The following is an 18,613-nucleotide window of genomic DNA, read 5'->3' as shown; positions in this document are numbered from 1 at the left end:
GTTGATTTTTACAACTTTCAAAGCGTAAACCCAAAAAAATGGCTAACGATATTTTTTTATTAAATATTTCCGGACAAGATAAACCCGGATTAACCTCTGGTTTAACCTCTGTATTGGCAGAATACGGTGCTAAAGTGTTAGATATTGGTCAAGCCAATATTCATAATACCTTATCATTAGGTATTATGTTTGAAATCCCAAAAGGAAAAAAATCAGCAGCCGTATTAAAAGATTTATTGTTTAAGGCTTATGAGTTGGGTGTTACAGCAAAATTCAATCCCATTTCTTTAGATGATTACGAAAATTGGGTGAGCCTTCAGGGTAAAGATAGGTATATAGTAACTATTTTAGGCGAAAAATTAGCAGCAGAACAAATATCTGAAGTCACAAAATTAGTATCAGATAAAGGTTTAAATATAGATGCCATTACACGTCTTACAGGGCGTTTATCTTTAGTTAAAGAAGAAGAATATCCTAGAGCTTCAATACAACTCTCTATAAGAGGTAAAATTGAAAATAAAGCAGAGTTTACCGAAAAATTCATGCAAATTTCACAAGAAATGGATGTTGATATTGCGTTTCAAGAAGATAATATTTATAGACGCAACAGACGCTTGGTATGTTTTGACATGGATTCTACGCTTATTCAAACAGAGGTTATTGATGAGTTGGCAGAATTAGCAGGTGTTGGAGAGCAAGTAAAAGCCATTACAGAGTCTGCAATGCAAGGAGAAATAGACTTCAACGAAAGTTTTAAAAAGCGTATGAAACTTTTAGAAGGCTTGAGTGAAGAAGTCTTGCAAAATGTAGCGGTTAATCTTCCTATCACTAAAGGTGCTAGAAGATTAATAGATACCTTGAAAAACTACGGATTTAAAACCGCTATTTTGTCTGGAGGATTTACCTATTTTGGTCACTATTTGCAAAAGGAATTGGGTATAGATTATGTGTATGCTAACCAATTAGAAATTAAAAATGGAGCCTTAACAGGTAATTATTTAGGTGAAATTGTTAATGGTGAGAAAAAAGCAGAATACCTAAAAGAAATTGCCCAAAAAGAAGGTATAGATATTAGCCAAACTATAGCTGTGGGCGATGGTGCTAATGATTTACCAATGCTTAATCTTGCTGGTTTAGGAATTGCATTTCATGCAAAACCTACTGTAAAAGAAAATGCAGAAAGCTCTATTTCTAGTATAGGGTTAGATGGTGTTTTATACTTATTAGGCTACCATGACAGACATATTGATTTAATTGAATAGTTTGCTAATAATACCTAGTTAACCTCTTCTTTATAAAACTATCTTAAAGTCTTTTTATCTTGTTTCTAAAAGTAGTACTTTGGCACGATTATTAGTGTTAAGTACTTAATGTTAATATGCTTAAAAAATCTTTTATGCGTCAAATTTTAACTACTGTATTTTTTCTTTTCGTTATTAATGTTACATGGGGGCAAATAAGCTCTAACCCTTTGCTTTCAGAAGATGTTGAAGCTCAAAAAAAATGGGTTGATAGTGTCTATTCAACTATGACCTTAAAAGAAAAAGTAGGTCAATTGTACATGGTTCAAGTTATGTCTAATCAAGATCTTGCAACTAAAAATAAAGTTATAAAACTAATAAAGGAACAGCATATTGGAGGGGTTATTTATTCTAACGGTGGACCTGTAAGGCAAGCTAAATTAAATAATGAGTTACAATCTGCTTCTAAAATTCCATTGTTAATTGGTATGGATGCCGAATGGGGCTTAAGTATGCGGTTAGATTCTACCTATGCTTTTCCTTGGAATATGACACTAGGCGCCATTAAAGACAATGAACTTATTGAGAGAACTGGAAAACATATAGGAGATCACTGTAAACGAATTGGTGTTCATTTTAATTTTGCCCCAGTGGTTGATATTAATACCAACCCTAAAAATCCAATAATAGGCAACCGGTCTTTTGGAGAAGATAGAGATAACGTTACAGAAAAAGCTTTGGCCTTTATGAAAGGTATGCAAAGTGCAGGGGTATTGGCTAATGCAAAACATTTTCCAGGTCATGGAGATACAGAACAAGATTCACATAAAACCTTACCAACAATAAATTTTGATGCAAAAAGGATAGATTCTGTAGAACTGTACCCTTATAAAAAACTTATAAAAGAAGGACTTTCAAGTGTTATGGTAGCGCATTTAAATGTGCCTAGTTTAGAGAGTCGTTCTGGTTATCCTTCATCATTGTCAAAAAATATTGTTACCAACATATTAAAAGGTTCTTTAGGGTTTAAAGGACTCATTTTTACAGATGCTTTAACCATGAAAGGTGCTGCAGATTTTGATTTAACAGGCGAAATTGATGTGGCTGCTTTTAAAGCAGGAAATGATGTTATGCTCATGTCTGAAGATGTTGAGGTTGGTATTTTAAGAATTATTAGAGCTTATAATAATGGCGAAATATCAGAAGATAGATTAGAGCATTCTGTTAAAAAAATCCTTCAAGCTAAATACAAAGTAGGGTTGCATAATTATGAACCTGTTGGTGTTTATAATTTAACTAAAGATTTAAACAGATTAGAAGATGATATTTTATATGAAGAATTACTTGAAAATGCTATAACCGTTGTAACCAATAAGGACAATTTGTTACCAATACAGCACTTAGAAACTAAAACAATTGCTTATGTAGAAATGGGAGATGATACGGGCGCTACTTTTTTTAACGAATTAAAAAAATATACCAAAGTACATCATGTAAAAGCAGAACTACTTGGTGAATTAATAGGTAAGTTACAAGTTTATAATACGGTGGTTATTGGTTTTCATAAATCTAATGCTAACCCATGGAAATCATATAAATTCACAAAAAAAGAACTTGCTTGGATACAAGAAATAGCCAAAACACATAATGTAGTTTTAGATGTATTTGCAAAACCTTATGCGCTAGCAGATTTAAAAACTATTGATAATATAGAGAGCATTGTTGTTAGCTATCAAAACAGTAAAATAGCGCAACAAAAATCTGCACAAATAATTTTTGGAGCATTAGCTTCTAAAGGAAGTTTACCAGTTTCAGTTGGTGCTTTTTTTAAAGCAGGCGATGGCGTAAAATTAAATGATATTAAACGCTTAGGATACACAGTGCCAGAGCGTGTTGGTATGAGTTCAGAAAAATTAAAAGTAGTAGATTCTATAGCACAATCGGCTGTAAGTCGTAAAATGACTCCTGGAATTCAGTTATTAATAGCCAGAAAAGGAAAAGTTATTTATAATAAGAATTTTGGAAAACATACCTACGAAGGTAAAACCAAAGTTAGTTATGATGACATTTATGATGTGGCCTCTTTAACCAAAATTCTTGCAACACTTCCTTTGCTAATGGAAATGGAAGAACAGGGTATTGTTTCTTTAGATAGTAAATTATCAGAAATACTACCAGAATACAAAGGTTCTAATAAAGAAAATATTACCATAAAAAGAATGCTGTCTCATTATGCTAGGTTACGTCCTTGGGAGCCATTTTACTATCATACTTTAGATTCGGTTACAAGAAAACCTAGCAAAAAATATTACCGAACAACAAGAAGCGAAGCATTTAATATTGAGGTTGCCAAAAACCTATACTTAAGGTCTGATTATCAAGATTCTATTCAAAAAATAATCAGAGATTCTGATTTGTTAGATAGATTAAGATATCGTTACAGTGACTTCCCTTACTATATTTTAAAGAAATTTATTGAAAAACATTACGACAAAGGATTAGACGAGTTAGTTCAAGAACATTTTTATCAATCTTTAGGAGCCAATAACACCATGTATAATCCATACCATAGTATTAGTAATAAAAAAATAGTTCCAACAGAGATAGATGATTATTACAGGTATCAAAAAGTTCATGGTTTTGTGCATGATATGGGAGCTGCCATGCAAAATGGAGTAGGAGGTCATGCCGGTATATTTAGTAATGCTAATGATGTTGCTAAAATTATGCAAATGTATTTGCAAAAAGGATTTTACGGTGGCAAACGCTATTTAAAACCAGAAACAGTAGATAAATTTAATACCTGTTATTATTGTGAAAAGCACAATAGAAGAGGCGTAGGTTTTGATAAACCACAGCTTGATGAAGAAGGTCCAACTTGCGGTTGTGTGTCTATGAGCAGTTTTGGGCATTCTGGTTTTACAGGAACCTATGCTTGGGCAGATCCCGAAGCAGAAATAGTGTATGTGTTTTTAGCAAACCGTACCTATCCAAAAGCAGGGAAAAACTTATTACTAAAAGAAAATATTAGAACAGAAATACAGCGCTTCATTTACGAAGCCATAGTAGATTAATAAAATATTTAATGTTTAAAGTTGAAGAAAAACTTTAGAAACTTTCAATTTTAAACACTTAAAACTGTATATATGAAGATAGGAATGGTTTGTTATCCTACATTTGGCGGAAGTGGGGTTGTTGCTACAGAACTTGGTTTAGAACTTTCTAAACGCGGTCATGAAATTCATTTTATTACCTATAACCAACCAGTAAGGTTAGAATTAATTAGTAATAATGTGCATTATCATGAAGTCAATGTTCCAGAATACCCTCTGTTTCATTACCAACCTTATGAGTTAGCACTCTCAAGTAAATTGGTTGATATGGTAAAGCTTCATGGAATTGAAATTTTGCACGTTCATTATGCCATTCCGCATGCATACGCTGCTTATATGGCAAAACAAATGTTGAAGGAAGAAGGCATTAATTTGCCTATTGTAACCACACTTCATGGAACAGATATAACTTTAGTGGGTAGTCACCCATTTTATAAACCAGCAGTTACTTTTAGCATTAATAAATCAGATGCTGTAACAGCCGTTTCAAAAAGTTTGAAAAATGATACGCTACGTTTGTTTGATGTTAAAAAAGATATACATGTAGTGCCAAATTTTATAGATTTAGATAAATACAACCATAGCTTTACAGATTGCCAACGGCATATGATGGCAGAGGATAATGAAAAAATTATAACACATATAAGTAATTTAAGACCCGTAAAACGTGTGCAAGATGTTATTAGTGTGTTTTATAATATTCAAAAAGAAATTCCTTCTAAATTGATGTTTATAGGTGAAGGTCCCGAAAAAGAACACGTTGAACAACGTTGTATTGAATTAGGAATTGTTGATAAAGTGATTTTCTTTGGAAGAAGTAATGAAATTGATAAAATATTGTGTTTTAGTGATTTATTCTTATTGCCTTCTCTTACCGAAAGTTTTGGTTTAGCAGCATTAGAGGCTATGGCATCAAAAGTACCTGTAGTTTCTAGTAATACAGGTGGTATTCCAGAAGTTAATATTCATGGTTACTCTGGGTTTTTAAGTGATGTGGGTGATGTAGAAGACATGACCAAAAATGCCCTGTATATTTTAAGTGATGAAAAGCGACTAAAAACGTTTAAAGAAAATGCAAGAAAGCAGGCTTTAAAGTTTGATTTACATGAAATAGTACCGCAATATGAAGTTATTTACCAAGACACTTTAGCCAAGTGTTTGGTGTTATAAACTTTATATTCCTAAGGTAGGAAATTGTTTTACTTTGTGATAAGTTAAAGCAGCTTTTATACAATGCTTTAAAGCTTCTTTATTAATATCTTTATCTAACTTAAAAATAATAGCGCGGTTACCTTCAAATTCAAAAACGTTTTTAAAAATACTTTTAAAGGTTGAAACTAACCTACTAGTACATTGAAAATACATAGCATATTGTTTGGGTGTTTTGGGTTTCCAATCAATTCTTAAAGTGCTACCGTGTTTAGTAATGTAACTTGGTTCTCCCCATTTTAGAGTTTCTTCTAAAGCATCAATAGTTTTGGTTTCTTTAGCAGTTTCAATAATGAGTGCTCTAAGCACATGCATTTTATCTTTAATATGCTCTGGGTAATTGTTAAAAACAGTAGCTACTTTTTTGTTTGTTTTTAGTTTCAAAATGAGAAGGTTAAATTATAAAATAACGTTTGTTGAAGATAGCAAAAAAAAAAGCCTCACTAAAAGTGAAGCTCTTTAATATTATTAAACTAAACGTTATTTAGAATTGATAACGAATACCAAGTGCAATATCAAAATCTAAATCATTGTTATCATATAAATCGTCTCCAAACCCAATTTCTGGTCTAAAGTCAAGAGATAATTGTAATGGAATTTCAAAATCATATTCAATACCTATATCACCTGCAGCAAAAATAAATGTATCAGTATCATCAATTCCAGGAGCATCAATACTAAAAGAGCCAATTCCACCACCAGCACCAACATACCAATTAAAACTACCGTCTAAAGGCATAACCCATTGGTATAAACCAGCTAGTTTAAACCCGTCATAGTTACTGCCATCACGCCAACCTAAATCAAATTCTAAACGATTACTGTCACTTAAAGCTCTTTGGTATGACACTTCGGCACCAAACCCATCGCTATCACCTAAACGTAAACCAATAGCATTATCGGCTATACTTTGTGCATTGGTAGAGAATGCAAACCCCATTACTGCTAATGATAATAAAAATAATTTTTTCATAAGTTTAAATTTTGTGTTTTAATTTTTCGTACTTTATAAGTTAAGTACGTTAATTTTATTATTCCAGATTAGTTTACAAAAATAACGCCAAAAGCGCATAAATATTTAACTAATTAAAAATATTAATTAAAAAACAAATTAAAGGCTTGATAGTAAAGTTTTTGTGAAGCTAAATTTAGCTTATTTTTTTTCGTGCTTTTCTACTATAGTAATGGCAGCAATAAGGTCTTTTACTTCCATGTCTGCCATAGATTCATCAACATAAAAAGCAGCAAGTTTATCTTTACTGTAGTTGTAAATTTTCCAACGTTTAAATTGGTATTCTAGAGCAGTGAAATTTTCAACCCAGTCACCAGAATTCAAATACATGGTGCTACCGTGTTTGTTTTCTTTATACTCCATTTTAGGTTGGTGTATGTGTCCGCAAACCACATAATCATAGCCATTTTCTATGGCTAAATCAGAAATAACTGTTTCGTAATCGTTTATAAATTTAACAGCTTTTTTTACACTGTTTTTTATTTTTTTAGAAAGCGAATAACGCTCTTTCCCTCGTTTTTCTAAATACCAATTAATAAGTCTGTTTAGCAGAATAAGAAAATCATAACCATAGCCACCAAGTTTTGCCAACCATTTGGTTTGCTGTATAGAAACATCAAACACATCACCATGAAAAAACCAGCCTCTTTTGCCGTCAAGGTCTAAAACAAGTTTATCTACAATAGAGATATTGCCAATATTGGTGTTGCTAAACTTTCTTAGCATTTCATCATGGTTCCCAGTAATATAGAATATCTCAACGCCATCGGCAGCCATATCCATAATCTTTTTAATAACCTTTAAATGCGATTTAGGAAAGTAACGTTTACTAAACTGCCATATATCAATAATGTCTCCGTTTAGTATTAGTTTTTTTGGCTCAATACTGTTTAAATAAGTTAGTAAATGTTTAGCATGACATCCGTAAGTACCCAAGTGTACATCAGATATTACAGCTATTTCTATTTTTCTCTTTATTTTCAATATTAGGGAGGCTTATATAGTTACAAATAACTACATTTACTATTATGTAATGATTACGGTATAATTATTTTATTATCAGTTTATTGTTAAGCAAGTGTTATGCTTTTAACTGAATTTACTGTGTTTAGCACAATTTCATTTTTGTTTCTCTTAGAATAGATTTACTTTAGCAAAAATTTTTTAACATGGCAGGAAATTCCTTTGGAAAACTATTTAATTTAACAACTTACGGAGAATCTCATGGTACCGCATTAGGTGGTGTTATAGATGGATGTCCTTCTGGTATTGAATTAGACTTTGATGCTATTCAGCATGAATTAAATAGACGTAAACCAGGGCAATCTGCCATTGTAACGCAACGTAAAGAACCAGATACTGTTAAATTTCACTCAGGTATTTTTGAAGGTAAAACAACGGGTACGCCTATTGGGTTTGTTATAGAGAATACCAATCAAAAATCTCATGATTACTCTCATATAAAGGATAGTTACCGCCCAAGTCATGCCGATTATACCTACGATAAAAAATACGGTTTTAGAGATTATCGTGGTGGCGGACGTAGTTCTGCGCGCGAAACATCTTGTAGAGTGGTAGCAGGCGCCATTGCAAAACAGTTGTTAAAAGATATTGAAATTACTGCTTACGTATCTAGTGTAGGTACTATGAAGCTTGAAAAACCATATACCGAGTTAAATTTGGCTAAAGCCGAAGAAAATATAGTGCGTTGCCCAGATCCAGCCATGGCATCTCAAATGGAAAGCTACATAAAAGAAGTACGTAGTAAAGGCGATACGGTTGGCGGTATTGTAAGTTGTGTTATTAAAAATGTACCTGTAGGCTTAGGCGAACCAGTATTTGATAAACTACATGCCGAATTAGGTAAAGCCATGTTATCTATAAACGCGGTAAAAGGCTTTGAATATGGTAGTGGTTTTTACGGAAGCACTATGTATGGAAGTGACCATAACGATGCGTTTAATACAGATGGCAGTACAAAAACCAATTATTCTGGTGGTATACAAGGCGGTATAAGTAACGGTATGGATATTTATTTTAATGTAGCCTTTAAACCAGTAGCAACCCTTATTCAGAAATATGAAACCATTGATAAACATGGTAACATTGTAGAAATGCAAGGTAAAGGGCGTCATGACCCTTGTGTAGTCCCTCGTGCGGTACCCATTGTAGAAGCTATGGCAGCCTTAGTGTTGGCAGACTTCTATTTAATTAATAAAATGCATTCTTAGTAGCTAGTTTCCGTTTTAAGTTTATTCTGAGTTTGTTAAAGGGTTAAATCTTTTTATGCGTCATTACGAAGTAAATTTTTAATTTACTGTGGCAATCTCTTGGTTTAATGAGATTATTACATCCGTTTCTCCTCATAATGATGACTCATTTAGTACAAACATAAAATTCAAGAAATAAACCCGTTATTATTTAAAAGAGGTATTCAGTCTAAATAAATGTTTGTTTCTAAAGAAGTATTAAGTATTTTTAATACAGATTATAATATTTTAAAACATAAACATGGCATTCTCAAATACTATTGTATCTGTAAATTGGTTGTATAAAAATTTAGAGTCTAAAGACTTGGTGATTTTAGATGGTACCATAAATAAAGTATTTGATGACCAATTACCACAAATACCCAAAGCACGTTTTTTTGATATAAAGCAAAAGTTTAGTGATACAACAGGAGCATTTCCTAGTACCTTTCCATCACAAGAGCAATTTCAAGCAGAAGCCCAAAATTTAGGCATACATAATAATAGCATTATTGTTGTTTATGATGATAAAGGTATTTACTCTAGCGCTCGCGTATGGTGGCTTTTTAAGGCTTTTGGTTTTAACAATGTAGCGGTTTTAAATGGTGGTTTCCCAGAATGGTTAAAACAAAATTTACCTACAGAACCTATGGTAGCATATCATGGTGAAAAGGGTGATTTTACAGCAACACTGCAACCAGAATACATGACGTTTTTTAATGATGTTAAAATGGCGTCGTTACAAAAAACACATACAATTGTAGATGCCCGTTCTAGTGCCAGATTTAATGGCGAAGTACCAGAACCCAGAGCAGGATTACGTAGCGGTACTATTCCTAACTCTATAAATTTACCGTTTACCAATTTGTTAAACAACGGACTGTTTAAACCCGAAAAAGAAATTGAAGACATATTTAGTAAAACTATTAATAAACCCCACAATGCACCTATAATATTTTCTTGCGGTTCTGGTATAACGGCTTGTATTTTGGCCTTAGGAGCTGAAATGTCAGGTTATAAAAATATAGCTGTTTATGATGGTTCTTGGACAGAGTGGGGTACTTTAACAACAAAAACTATGGATACACCAAGCACTTGGACAAAAGCAGAATTGTTAGCGTATATTTTAATTTATGTAGCCAATTCAGATCTTAAAGAATCATGGAAAGAACATGACTATATTTTAAATAGAGTAGATGAAAAGGTGTATAAACGTATGCACCAACAGTTTGAAACCGATAACGATTACCAAAGCATTCAAAATATAATTGAAGCTGTAAAAACACACGACTATTTTAGAAACGATTTAGCCGATTTATTTGCCGATATAAAATTAATGGCTTTTGCCGATGGCGATATACACCCCATGGAAGAAGCTGTTTATAACCAGTTACGGAAAATTTTGAAGGAGGCTTAAATACTTCAATGAAAAGATATAAGTTTTTTAAAGGTGTGCTAACCGTGTAAATATATAAATTAACAGAGAAGCTATACCATTATTTTCAATTTTAAAAAAATATAACAGAAAGAATCAAGCTATTGACTTGGCTCTTAACTGCTATTATATATATATCGTGCTGGGTCGTTATTTATATCAAATTTTCTTTTTTCCTTTGTTTATTCTATTTCGGTTTATATAGAAAAGAGAGATTAAACCAATGTCAATTATAAAAGCCTTGGTAACTGACCATTTTATCAAATTATTAAAATCAGTTTTTTTTAATATTTCTGATTGTTTAAAATGTGATAAATAAGCTTCTCCTATAAAAATGATAAAGGTAGTTGTAATGATAAACATTATAATAATGCCAATTTCAATTCTTCTATTTTTCATACAAAATCTAGGATTATGGTAAGAATGAACTTGTTACTATCCTTTTAACCATCTTAACCACCTGTTTTTATCTTTTTGATTGGTTGTTTGTTCAATGGCAATTTTGGTAATATCAACAAGTCTCTCTTTTATTTCTTGAAACCATTCTTCATACCCATCAAGGTTAAAAGTTTCATCTTTTCTGTATTCTGTTAATTCAGTTATTTCATTTTTTAGTAAAGCAAGTTGTTCTTGAAGATTGTTTTGAATGTATAATTTGTATTCTTCCGCTTCCTTATTTTGTTTTTCCTTAATTAGATTATTTAAAACATCTTCTGCTGTTTTGTACCAGTCATTTAGATAATCATGATTTATCAGTACGTAACTCGCATAGGCAATACAAACTCGTTTGAAATTTGGTTTTTCGATATGTGTGAGAACAAAATTTGATTTGTCTTTTAGTTTGAATTTTTCAAAATATGTTTTTTCTGCAATTTCATAAGATTCAAAAGATGAAATATTTGACATTTTATTTTTATCAACCTCAATTATAAAATAATTGTTTTGTCTACCTATATGTCCAAACCAATCCATTCTAATTTTGGCGTTATTCTTAATGAATACTTCATTGAATTTAGAATGAACTTTGTGTTTATCATCAATATTTATAACTTCTTTTTTTTCCTCAAAATTTAATTCATCAATTTTAGAAAGCAACAATAAGAATCTCTCAAAATCAGGATGTTGTTGCCCTTCTTTTATTTTTAAATTATAAAGTATATCAATAATTTCTACCATTGAAGCCCATTTGTGACTTTTAACCGTACGAATTTGAATTTCGATTAATTTATTTGGGTTTATTGGACTTTCGATATAAAGATGGTAGCCTCTGTAACCATCATTTTTTGTTTCTTTAAGGTAATCATTAAAATACTTAACATTGAATCGTTTGTTTAATTCATCAATTAATTTTGGAATTGCGCTATTGTGATATACTAAAATTCGACATCCAGCGATATCTCCCATATTTCCCAAAGCCATTGTTGGTTGTCTCTTTATTTTTGAAATTATTGACTCTATTCGTTTTATTCGGAAAGCAGTAATACTATCACTACGAGCACCTTTAGCAACTTCAGAAATTATCTCAAATACTGATGATAAGTCAGATTTGAAGGAAGTTCTATATTCCTGTAATTTAACAAGTAATTCTGTTGAAGGAAGTTTGTTCTCTTTAATACAATGCCGAATATCTTTTCCTAATTTATTTACTTGTGATTTAGTCATTTAATTCAATTTTACACTTTTTAGACCTAATATTGAGGATTGTAATCTTCTTTATTTTCATTCAGCAGGTTATGTTAAGGATATAACCCCATTCCAATAAAGAAACAAGTTCAGCATAATTAATTTATATCCGTAAATGAGCTAAGGTAATTTTTTAACTTATAAAAGTCAATAATTACTACTTACTTTGAAAGAAAAGTTATAAACATTAGTTTGTTTATTATTCTAAAAACTTGCTTTTAAGTTCTGGGGTAGGTATCATGCAAGCATCTTTTTTGCCATACCATTTGTAGCGGTTTTTAGCAATATAATCATAAACCCAATTTCTTATAAAAGCGGGTATTATAAAAAATATACCCATAAGGTTTCTTGGAAACCCTAAATAGTGTGCAATTTTTAAGGCTGCAGTAGATTTGTAGCTAATACCTTGTTCTGGGGTATAGAGTAAAATAGAATCTATTTTATTGATGTCTATGTTATGACTTTCAATAATACTTTGCCCAATATTACTTTGTAATGGCGCAAATAAAAACAAGTTGTTTTTATCATGTTTTATAACGTATTGTACAGCGCTGTTACAAAGGTTGCAAACACCATCAAATAGAATAAGTTTTTTGTTTTTGGGAATTTTAAAAGTCATTACACAAAGGTACTACTTTACAAGCTTTTTAAAAAGGAATTTAAATCGGTCTCTTTATCTAGTTGTAATGTCTTTTTAAGATACCATTTTCTACTTGAGGGTATCTCAATTTTGTACAATAAAAAATAAAGGATTTAGTAATAAAAGGGATTTTTTAGAGTTTACTTTATTTTAATTGTGTTCTGTAACTACTTTGTATAGAGTTACTTGTGCGGCTTTTTCGTAATCATCATGCCAACCAAAATAATTACCTGTTTTAAAATAATTTTCATGACCATAACCATTGCCAACATAATCATAAACAAAGGTATAATCAATATTAATATCTTTAGCTTCACAAACTAAACCATAATAAAACTTACCATTTTCAATTTTAATTTTAAAGGTAAATACTTCATTGTCAACTTTAGCAATATCAAGTTTGTCATCAAAAGCGCTGGTCCAAGGTTCGCCTTCATCTGGTTTGGTATAATAATCTATTTGAATGGTGCCGCTATTCCATCTTATTTTTATGGTTGCAGGCGCGCCTTCTAATCCAGTAGTTTCTTTACCGTGAACTTGGGCAACAATGGTTCTGCCATTACCTTCTACATAATCTACTTTTAAGGTGGTTTCTAAAATGTGGGTGCCGGTAGCCATAGACCAATTATCGGTAGTGGTTTGGTTACCACGCCAAAACTCTCTTAGTTCGGTTCTACAGTATTTATCGCCTAATTGTGAATAACCAGAGGTAGTGTATCCTGTAAATTTGGTGTACATAGTATAACTGCCATCATCGTTTTTATAAAAGTATTTTGATGTTTGTGGCCCCAAGTTATCATCAATAATATCTTGGTAAAAAATAGATGTGGCACTTCCGCTGCCATTATTTAAGGGAACTGATAAGTACCAGTTTTTCCAAACAATGTTTTCTTCGGTAGTTTCTTCTTCTTGTTCTGTTTGTTCTTCTTCTGTAGTATTTTCATTTTCATCTTGAGATGAGCTACAGTTAAAAGCCAAAACCATAACTAATAAAGGCAGAAGTATGATAAATTTCTTTTTCATCATTTTTACTGTAAAAATACGTAAATTATTTAGCCTCAACTAATTCTAGTTGCTCTACACTTACATTGGTGGTAAACATACCATAATTAACTACCGCCTTGTTTTTTTCAATTTTATCTATAGTACCTACAGAACGTCCGTCTTCTAACCTTACTCTATCACCAATTTTTAAAATAGGTTTTGGTTTAGGTGGTTGTTTTGCTTTAAGTTCTTTTTCGGCCTTTTTCTTTTTACGTATAACTTCAACTTTCTTTTCAACTTCTTTTTTTACTTGTTTTTCTTTAGCTTTTTGGACTTGCTTTTGTTTAGCAGAAATGCGTTTGCGTTTAGAGTTTTCAATTTGAACCAACTTAAAAAGTTCATTCATTAAATTGCGTTTTTGTTTATTGTTGAAGTATTTTTCGGCTAAATCATCAACTTTTTGACCTAGGTAAATTAAACGCTGATTGCTATCGTATAATTCTTGATAACTTTCTAGTTTTCGTTGTATTTTAGCATTTATTTCTTCTAATTTATCAGCTTCTTCACTCTTCTTTTTTTCGTTGAGTTTAAGTGATTGTCCTGTTTTTTCTAATCTAGAGCGTTCTTTTTGTAATTTGGCAATGGTAGCATCAAAACGTACTTTGCTGCGCTCTATTTTCTTTTTAGCTCTATTTATTAAACTATACGGAATGCCATTTTTTTGCGCTACTTCAAAGGTGAAAGAGCTACCGGCTTGCCCTACAACCAATTTGTACATGGGTTCTAAAGTGCGCTCATTAAACAGCATGTTGGCATTTAACATGCATGGTAATTCGGTTGCTAATATTTTTAGGTTAGAGTAGTGGGTGGTAATTATCCCGAAAGCTTCACGGTGATAGAATTCTTCAAGAAAAGTTTCGGCTAAAGCACCACCAAGTTCGGGGTCGCTACCTGTACCAAATTCATCAATTAAAAATAAGGTGTTTTTGTTGCATTTTCTAAGGAAATAGTTCATTTGCTTTAGGCGGTAACTGTAGGTGCTTAGGTGATTTTCAATAGATTGGTTGTCGCCAATATCACTTAAAACCCTATCAAACAAACAGGCTTTACTGCGCTCATGTACGGGAATTAGTATGCCACTTTGTAACATTACTTGCAGTAGTCCAATTGTTTTTAAAGTAATGCTTTTACCACCAGCATTGGGGCCAGAAATTACAATAATTCTGCTGTCTTGTTTAAGCTTAATGGTTTGCGGATAGGTTTTTACGTCCTTTTCTAAATTAGTTAAATAGAGTAATGGGTGATAGGCATCTCGTAAAAACATGCTGCGTTCTTCTGTAATTTCAGGAAGAATGGCATTCATAGAGCGTGCATATTTTGCTTTGGCGGCAATGATATCTAATTGAATTAAAAAGTCTTGAGAATCTTTTAAAAGAGGTTTAAACGGACGAATAAAATTGGTGACATCTTTTAAAATCCTGATGATTTCTTCTTTTTCTTCGTACTCTAAATTATTGAGTTCTCTGGTGTGTTGAAGGGTAGCTTCGGGTTCAATGTAAACAATACTACCCGTTTTACTGCTTCCCATAATAGAACCTTTAACTTTTCTACGGTACATGGCTTTTACAGCAAGTACACGTTTGTTTTCTATTACAGATTCTCTAATATCATCTAAGTATTCTTGACTGTAATATAAATTTAAAGCAGTAGCAAAGCTTTGATTTATTTTTCCTTTTACAACATTAATAGATTGCCTTAATTGATAAAGTAGGTCTGATGCGTTGTTTTTGATATCTCCAAACCTATCAACAATACTATCTATTTTTTGGATAATTTCATTAGTGATTTCAATATTTGAAGCCAAAGTATTTAGTTGAGGATAATACTCTTTAAACTTCTCTAGAAATAATACAATTTCATTGGTTGTTGAAGATATTGAAGTTATTTTTTTTAAACTGTAAACCTCTAAATATGTGTTTTCTATATTAAGTAACTTTAACTCTTTGTTTATGGTTTCAAATCTGTGATTTGGAATGCGATTATCATTTTCAAATGATGATAAATACTCATTTACATATGCTAAAGATGTAATAATATCTGCTTTGTTTTTGTAAGGTGCAATTTTTAATGCAGCCTCATTTCCTAAGGGGGTAATACAATGCTCGCTTATTTGTTCTAAAACAGTGTAAAACTCTAAATCTTCTAAGGTTTTTTTATGAATGTTTATCATTATTGTTTTTTGATAGGGGTAGCAAATTTACATAATCTATTGCGATGTTTTTACTACAGTTAACATTCTTAATTAATGTTAATTAACAAAATTATAACTTAGTTGTGTTTTGATAGTAATTAAATTGCTAAGAAAATCAAGCACAAGTAGTTAATCAAACAACGAGCAATGAGTACAATAAGCCCAATTAGAAATGATTGGGTTTTAACTTATGTAATTCCAAATGTTTTTGTATTTAGATAAAGCTTTGTAAGTGTTTAAAATATTAAGGTTTTGGGGTTTGGATAAAGCAGGGTCTTCTTTAAGTGTTTTTTGCGCATAATATCTAGCTTGTTGTAAAAGTGCTTTGTCTTTAACAATATCGGCTATTCTAAGGTTTAAAACACCACTTTGTTGGGTTCCCATAATATCTCCAGGACCTCTAAGTTTTAAATCTACTTCGGCAATTTTAAAACCATCATTGGTTTTAACCATGGTTTCTAGTCGGGTTTTGCTATCGTTTGTTAGTTTGTGGCTTGTCATAAGTATGCAATAGCTTTGTTCTGCACCTCTACCAACACGCCCACGTAATTGATGTAGTTGTGATAAGCCAAAACGTTCAGCACTTTCAATAATCATCACAGAGGCGTTAGGTACATTTACACCAACCTCAATAACGGTAGTGGCAACCATAATTTGAGTTTCGCCTTTTACAAAACGTTGCATTTCGTAATCTTTATCGGCGGGTTTCATTTTTCCGTGAACAATAGAAATTTGATAATCAGGCATAGGGAAATCTCTTGAGATACTTTCGTAACCGTCCATCAAATCTTTATAATCCATTTTTTCACTTTCTTTAATTAACGGATAAACCACATACACTTGACGCCCTTTTTTTATTTCTTCTCTAATGAATCTAAAAACATTTAATCGGTTATTATCATACCTGTGTACGGTTTTTATAGCTTGTCTTCCTGGAGGTAATTCATCAATAATAGAAATATCTAAATCACCATAAACAGACATAGCTAATGTTCTAGGAATAGGGGTAGCGGTCATTACTAAAATGTGGGGAGGAATGTAAGCCCCTCCAACCTCCCCAGAGGGGAGGCTTTTTAAAACATTGTCTATATAATTCAAAACATTGTCAATATCTCCTAAAACCTGCTCATTTGTAAAACGAATAACCTTGAAACCTATTTCGTTTAATATTTTTGTTCTAAGTTCGTCAGCTTCTTTTTGTTCAGTATTCTTATGGTAATCGCCATCTACTTCTATTATTAAGTTCTTTTCAATACATACAAAATCAACTATAAACTCGTCAATTATATGTTGTCTTCTAAATTTTAAACCTAGCTTTTTACTTTTTAAACATTCCCATAATGCTTGTTCAGCTTGTGTTGGCTGTTTTTTGTTTTCAATTTGTAGTTTTTTTATGAGTTTGTATGTTGAAGGTCTTGCCGTCATGTATTTTTTGCGTATTCTTTGAGCTTCCTCCCTATGGGAGGATTGAGGAGGGCTATGTGTGGCGCCTTTATCCCAAAGTTTTTTTCTTTGAGCAACTCCAAATCGGTGTTGTTCATCAATAATAGCAAGTCCTAAATTTTTAAATTTAACCTTATCTTCTAATAAAGCATGAGTGCCAATGAGTATTTGTAAATCGCCATTTTCTAAAGATTCATGAATTTTTTTTCTTTCTGAAGTTTTAGTTGAACCAGTTAATATTTTTATATTGATATTCAGTTTGTTACACCACTCCAATAAACCGTTATAGTGTTGAACTGACAAAATTTCAGTAGGCGCCATTAAGCAGGCTTGAAAACCGTTGTCAAGTGCCATTAACATTGACATAAACGCTACTATAGTTTTTCCTGAGCCTACATCACCTTGTAAAAGTCGATTCATTTGGGCGTTACTTCCTAAATCGGCTCTTATTTCTTTTAAAACACGTTTTTGGGCATTAGTTAATTCAAAAGGCAAATAGTTGTTAAAAAAGGTGTTGAAATAGGTGCCTACTTTTTTAAATGGGTAGCCTTTAATTTTTGATTTGTGAATTAAGTTTTTTAAGATGAGTTGTAGTTGTATAAAAAATAATTCTTCAAATTTTAATCTTAATTGCGCCTTAGCAAGTAACTCTTGACTTTTAGGAAAATGAATATTTAATAACGCCTCACTTTTAGAAATAAGTTGTAACTCAGTAATTAAATTGGGTGATAGTGTTTCTGCAAACCTTCCTTTGGTTTCTAAAAATAATTGTTGAACAATTTTACTTACCACACGATTACTTATACCTTTGTTTGATAGTTTTTCGGTAGAAGGATAAATAGGTTGAATACCACTGCTAAGGCCTTTTTTGTGTTCTTCAGTGGTTTCAATATCGGGGTGTGGCATGCTAAATTTACCGTTAAACCAGTTGGTTTTTCCAAAAACCACATAAGGGGTATGCAGTTTTAGGCTTTCTCTAATCCATTTATGACCTCTAAACCAAACTAATTCCATAGTACCAGTGTCGTCCTGGAAAGTACCAACCAATCGCTTACCACGTTTTTGAGCTACTTCTTTAAAACCAGTAATAACCCCCACTACTTGAATTTCGGCATTACTTTGTTTTATTTGATTTATTTTGTAATATCTAGTACGGTCTATATAACGGTTTGGAAATAGGTTTAAAAGATCTTGATAAGTGTGAATACTAAGCTCTTTTCTAAGCAAATCGGCTCTATTTGGGCCAACGCCTTTAAGGTAATCTATAGGAGTTTGTAAAAAAGCGGTATTCATGGAACTAAATTAATTCTTTTGAAACGAATTACAAGTGGCATTTTGTACTAAAGTTTGCTA

The 18,613-nt window shown here is 31.9% G+C and carries 14 protein-coding genes; 5 read left to right on the top strand and 9 right to left on the bottom strand.

The window, feature by feature from the left end; all coding sequences use genetic code 11:
* Window positions 1–38: 38 nt before the first annotated feature.
* From serB to bshA, 3 genes are all read left to right on the top strand, one after another.
* On the top strand, window positions 39–1,262 hold the full coding sequence (gene serB, locus BWZ22_RS15770) for a phosphoserine phosphatase SerB (RefSeq protein WP_076701856.1): 1,224 nt from the start codon (window positions 39–41) through the stop codon (window positions 1,260–1,262).
* Between the two features lie 134 nt (window positions 1,263–1,396).
* Window positions 1,397–4,315: a glycoside hydrolase family 3 N-terminal domain-containing protein gene (locus BWZ22_RS15765; RefSeq protein WP_076702589.1), complete on the top strand. Its 2,919-nt coding sequence runs from the start codon at window positions 1,397–1,399 to the stop codon at window positions 4,313–4,315.
* 72 nt (window positions 4,316–4,387) lie between these two features.
* Window positions 4,388–5,524, top strand: a complete 1,137-nt coding sequence (gene bshA, locus BWZ22_RS15760) for an N-acetyl-alpha-D-glucosaminyl L-malate synthase BshA (RefSeq protein ID WP_076701853.1) — start codon at window positions 4,388–4,390, stop codon at window positions 5,522–5,524.
* A gap of 3 nt (window positions 5,525–5,527) precedes the next feature.
* Here bshA and BWZ22_RS15755 read toward each other — a convergent pair whose 3' ends face one another.
* From BWZ22_RS15755 to BWZ22_RS15745, 3 genes are all read right to left on the bottom strand, one after another.
* Entirely contained in the window at window positions 5,528–5,947 is a 420-nt protein-coding gene (locus tag BWZ22_RS15755; protein WP_076701850.1) for a DUF1801 domain-containing protein, read from the bottom strand.
* A gap of 100 nt (window positions 5,948–6,047) precedes the next feature.
* Window positions 6,048–6,536 carry a hypothetical protein gene (locus tag BWZ22_RS15750; RefSeq protein WP_076701848.1) on the bottom strand — a complete coding sequence of 163 codons (489 nt, stop codon included), beginning with the start codon at window positions 6,534–6,536 and terminating at the stop codon, window positions 6,048–6,050.
* Window positions 6,537–6,716: 180 nt separating this feature from the next.
* The gene (locus BWZ22_RS15745) at window positions 6,717–7,559 is read right to left on the bottom strand and encodes a UDP-2,3-diacylglucosamine diphosphatase (protein ID WP_076701845.1); all 843 of its coding nucleotides are present in this window, start codon (window positions 7,557–7,559) and stop codon (window positions 6,717–6,719) included.
* Window positions 7,560–7,744: 185 nt separating this feature from the next.
* On the opposite strand from BWZ22_RS15745, the gene aroC reads away from it, so the two are divergent.
* Both aroC and BWZ22_RS15735 read left to right on the top strand, forming a co-directional pair.
* Window positions 7,745–8,806, top strand: a complete 1,062-nt coding sequence (gene aroC / locus BWZ22_RS15740; RefSeq protein ID WP_076701842.1) for a chorismate synthase — start codon at window positions 7,745–7,747, stop codon at window positions 8,804–8,806.
* A gap of 280 nt (window positions 8,807–9,086) precedes the next feature.
* Window positions 9,087–10,241, top strand: coding sequence for a rhodanese-like domain-containing protein (locus tag BWZ22_RS15735; RefSeq protein WP_076701840.1), 1,155 nt, complete (start codon window positions 9,087–9,089; stop codon window positions 10,239–10,241).
* Window positions 10,242–10,418: 177 nt separating this feature from the next.
* On the opposite strand, the gene BWZ22_RS15730 is transcribed toward BWZ22_RS15735, so the two are convergent.
* The 6 genes from BWZ22_RS15730 to BWZ22_RS15705 all read right to left on the bottom strand — a co-directional run bounded on the left by BWZ22_RS15730 (window position 10,419) and on the right by BWZ22_RS15705 (window position 18,553).
* Complete coding sequence (locus BWZ22_RS15730) at window positions 10,419–10,658, bottom strand: hypothetical protein (protein ID WP_076701837.1); 240 nt, start codon at window positions 10,656–10,658, stop codon at window positions 10,419–10,421.
* Window positions 10,659–10,694: 36 nt separating this feature from the next.
* Complete coding sequence (locus tag BWZ22_RS15725) at window positions 10,695–11,921, bottom strand: hypothetical protein (protein WP_076701834.1); 1,227 nt, start codon at window positions 11,919–11,921, stop codon at window positions 10,695–10,697.
* A gap of 220 nt (window positions 11,922–12,141) precedes the next feature.
* The gene (locus tag BWZ22_RS15720) at window positions 12,142–12,561 is read right to left on the bottom strand and encodes a thiol-disulfide oxidoreductase DCC family protein (RefSeq protein ID WP_076701831.1); all 420 of its coding nucleotides are present in this window, start codon (window positions 12,559–12,561) and stop codon (window positions 12,142–12,144) included.
* Between the two features lie 171 nt (window positions 12,562–12,732).
* Window positions 12,733–13,608, bottom strand: a complete 876-nt coding sequence (locus tag BWZ22_RS15715) for a polysaccharide lyase family 7 protein (RefSeq protein WP_083692405.1) — start codon at window positions 13,606–13,608, stop codon at window positions 12,733–12,735.
* Between the two features lie 22 nt (window positions 13,609–13,630).
* Window positions 13,631–15,796 (bottom strand): DNA mismatch repair protein MutS, encoded by a 2,166-nt coding sequence (locus BWZ22_RS15710; protein WP_076701826.1) that lies wholly within the window; start codon window positions 15,794–15,796, stop codon window positions 13,631–13,633.
* Between the two features lie 204 nt (window positions 15,797–16,000).
* Window positions 16,001–18,553, bottom strand: a complete 2,553-nt coding sequence (locus BWZ22_RS15705) for a DUF559 domain-containing protein (RefSeq protein WP_076701822.1) — start codon at window positions 18,551–18,553, stop codon at window positions 16,001–16,003.
* Between the last annotated feature and the right edge of the window lie 60 nt (window positions 18,554–18,613).

The sequence above is a fragment of the Seonamhaeicola sp. S2-3 genome (genome assembly GCF_001971785.1).
Classification (GTDB): Bacteria; Bacteroidota; Bacteroidia; order Flavobacteriales; family Flavobacteriaceae; genus Seonamhaeicola.
This window is presented reverse-complemented; position numbering and strand designations above follow the sequence as displayed.